Raw genomic sequence first — 2534 nt, 5'->3', positions numbered from 1 at the left:
GCGGCCGCGAGCAGTCGGCGCCCCGGCCACGCCTGGAGCCACGCCAGGCCCGGTGCCACGCCCGCGACCACGGCGATCCAGCCGAGGCCCAGCAGGCAGACCGCGAAGGCGCCGGGCCAGTCGTGCACGATCCACAGCGGCACGGGGGACGGCGCGGCCTCCTCCGGTGGTACCAGCCGCCACCACAGCGGGAACGTGGCGTCGGTGGCCGCGGAGAGCGGCAGCGTCAGACCGGTCAGCGCGATCAGCAGCCCGGCGGTGGCGTGGCAGACCAGCCAGCGCACCTCCCGCCGGACGACGGGGTCCGCGACAGCGGCCCGCAGCCGCCGCGGGCCCGGCTCCGGGACGAGGATTTCCGTGCCCCACCGGGACAACCGGGCGCGCTCCCGGTTGGCCACGGCCCGCAGTCCGCGAAGGGTGGCGGGCACCAGGAACAGTCCGACGCCGACGAGGCAGGCCACCGCGACGGCGGTGAGCCACACCAGCATGACCACGGCCAGGATCGAGGTGGCGAGCCCGCCCGCGAGCTGGTCGAAGGCGTCCAGGACGGTCCGGCCACGGGCGAACACGTCCCACGGGCGGACGGGCCCCGGGTCGGCCCGCGTGGCGTGGGCCTCCTTGGTGGCGGCCCGCGTGGCGTCGGCCGTCGTGGCGTCGCCTCGCGTGGCGCTGTGCGTGTCCATCCCCACCTCCTGGACCGGGACGATAAGGCACCCCGTAAGACGTCGTCACCTCTTTCCGGGGCGAGGTACAGCCTGCTGTACCCCGGAGCACCCGCTGGCCGGATCGCCGATGGCGGCGGCGGTTCGTAGCGTCGGTGCGTACCCAACGCCCCTTCGCACGAGGAGCCTTACGTGACCGATCCCTACCGCGGTTTCGCGGGCCCGGAGACACCACGGCCGGAACCCGCGCGTGACGGGACCGGGTTCGTCCGCCCCGTGCTGTGGCTGCTGCTGGTGGTCTTCGCCGTCGCCAACATCGTGACGTCGTCCATCGGGGGCCTCAGCGTGTTCGTCGGGATCGGCTGCGGCCTGGCCACCCTCGCGTGTGCCGTCGCGCTCGTCGTCCACCACCGCAGGCACGGGCGGCGCTCATGAGGCTCATCCGCACCCAGCATCACGAGCCCCCGACGTCCCGTCAGGCACCGGCGGTGGAGCTGGCCGGTGTCACCAAGACGTATCCGGGGGGCGTCCGCGCCCTGGACGAGGTGTCGCTGACCGTGGAACGCGGCACGTTCGTCGCCGTGATGGGGCCGTCGGGCTCCGGCAAGAGCACCCTGATGCACTGCGCCGCCGGGCTGGACTCGCCCACCGGCGGGCGTGCCTTCATCGACGGTACGGAGATCGGCGGGCTGGACGAGGCCCGCCGCACCGAGCTGCGCAGGCGCTCCGTGGGCTTCGTCTTCCAGTCCTACAACCTCGTGCCGTCGCTCACCATCGAGGACAACATCCTGCTGCCGCTGCGGCTGGCCGGTGAGAGGCCCGACCGGGCGTGGGTGAGCGGGCTGATCGAGCCCGTCGGGATGACGGGGCGGCTCGCGCACCGCCCGGCCGAACTCTCCGGCGGCCAGCAGCAACGCGCCGCGATCGCCCGGGCGCTGGTGTCCCGGCCCGCGGTGGTGTTCGCCGACGAGCCGACGGGCGCGCTGGATCTGCGGACCGCCCGTGAGGTGCTGGGGCTGCTGCGCGACCTGGTGGACGGCCTCGGCCAGACGGTGGTGATGGTCACCCACGACCCGGCCGCCGCCGCGCGGGCGGACCTCGCGATGGTCATGGCCGACGGGCGGGTCGTCGAGACGCTGAAGGCGCCCACGGCCGCCGAGTTGGCCCAGTGCGTGACCACGCTGGAAACGGAGTGACGATGCTGTATCTCGCGTGGCACATGATGCGCCGCAGGATCGCCGCGCTGCTGGCCGTCACGTGCGCGACGCTGGGCGGCGCGGCGATGGTCACCGGCATCGGGGTGGTGGCCGAGTCGGGTTGGCGCTCGCACGCGCCGGTGAAGCGGCTCGCCGCCGCCGACGTCGTGGTGTCCGGCAGCCAGACCTTCCACCCGGACGGGGACCTGCCCATCGCGCTGCCGGAACGGGCCAGGGTGCCGGGCGATGTCGTCGGCCGGGTGGCGGAACTGCCCGGCGTGGCCGAGGCGGTCGGCGACCGGAGCTTCCCCGCCGCCGTCATCACCCGGGACGGCGAGGCCGTACCGGCGGACGATCCGGCTGCCACCGGACACGGCTGGTCCTCGACCGCCCTGCTGACCCGCCCCCGGGTCGACGGCACACCACCGGCCGGTGCGCACGAGGTGGCCCTGGACCGCCGTACCGCCTCGGCCGCGGGCGCACGGCCCGGCGACCGCGTCACGGTGGCCGCCGCCGGGCGCTCGGCCCGCTACCGGGTCTCGGCCGTGGTCGACGCCTCGGCAAGCGGTCTGTGGTTCGCCGACGCCACGGCGGCGCGGCTGACCGGCCACGGCCCCCCGCCCCGCCACCGACTCCGTCGACCTGATCGCGGTACGCGCCGCACCGGGCGCCCGCC

3 protein-coding genes and 1 pseudogene are annotated in these 2534 nt (G+C 75.2%); 3 read left to right on the top strand and 1 reads right to left on the bottom strand.

Annotated features, from left to right (window positions below; translation table 11 throughout):
- On the bottom strand, nt 1-683 hold a 683-nt coding region (locus SSOG_RS40950; protein ID WP_208867435.1), incomplete at its 3' end, for a sensor domain-containing protein.
- A 171-nt stretch (nt 684-854) separates the two neighbouring features.
- On the opposite strand from SSOG_RS40950, the gene SSOG_RS40945 reads away from it, so the two are divergent.
- The 3 genes and pseudogenes from SSOG_RS40945 to SSOG_RS54410 form a co-directional block, all read left to right on the top strand.
- A complete protein-coding gene (locus tag SSOG_RS40945; protein ID WP_009720199.1) occupies nt 855-1097 on the top strand; it encodes a hypothetical protein in 243 nt (80 codons plus the stop codon).
- Nucleotides 1094-1858 carry an ABC transporter ATP-binding protein gene (locus SSOG_RS40940; RefSeq protein ID WP_009720198.1) on the top strand — a complete coding sequence of 255 codons (765 nt, stop codon included), beginning with the start codon at nt 1094-1096 and terminating at the stop codon, nt 1856-1858. The genes SSOG_RS40945 and SSOG_RS40940 overlap by 4 nt, the downstream gene beginning before the upstream one ends.
- 2 nt (nt 1859-1860) lie before the next feature.
- A pseudogene (locus tag SSOG_RS54410) lies at nt 1861-2534 on the top strand (ABC transporter permease); the annotation flags it as partial.

The sequence above is a fragment of the Streptomyces himastatinicus ATCC 53653 genome, from assembly GCF_000158915.1.
Classification (GTDB): domain Bacteria; phylum Actinomycetota; class Actinomycetes; order Streptomycetales; family Streptomycetaceae; genus Streptomyces; species Streptomyces himastatinicus.
The sequence above is the reverse complement of the archived record's forward strand: the minus strand, read 5'-3'. Positions and strand labels throughout refer to the sequence as shown.

Coding starts and splice junctions, on each gene's coding strand:
- SSOG_RS40940 (WP_009720198.1), top strand. CDS start 1,094: ATGAGGCTCATCCGCACCCAGCATCACGAGCCCCCGACGTCCCGTCAG.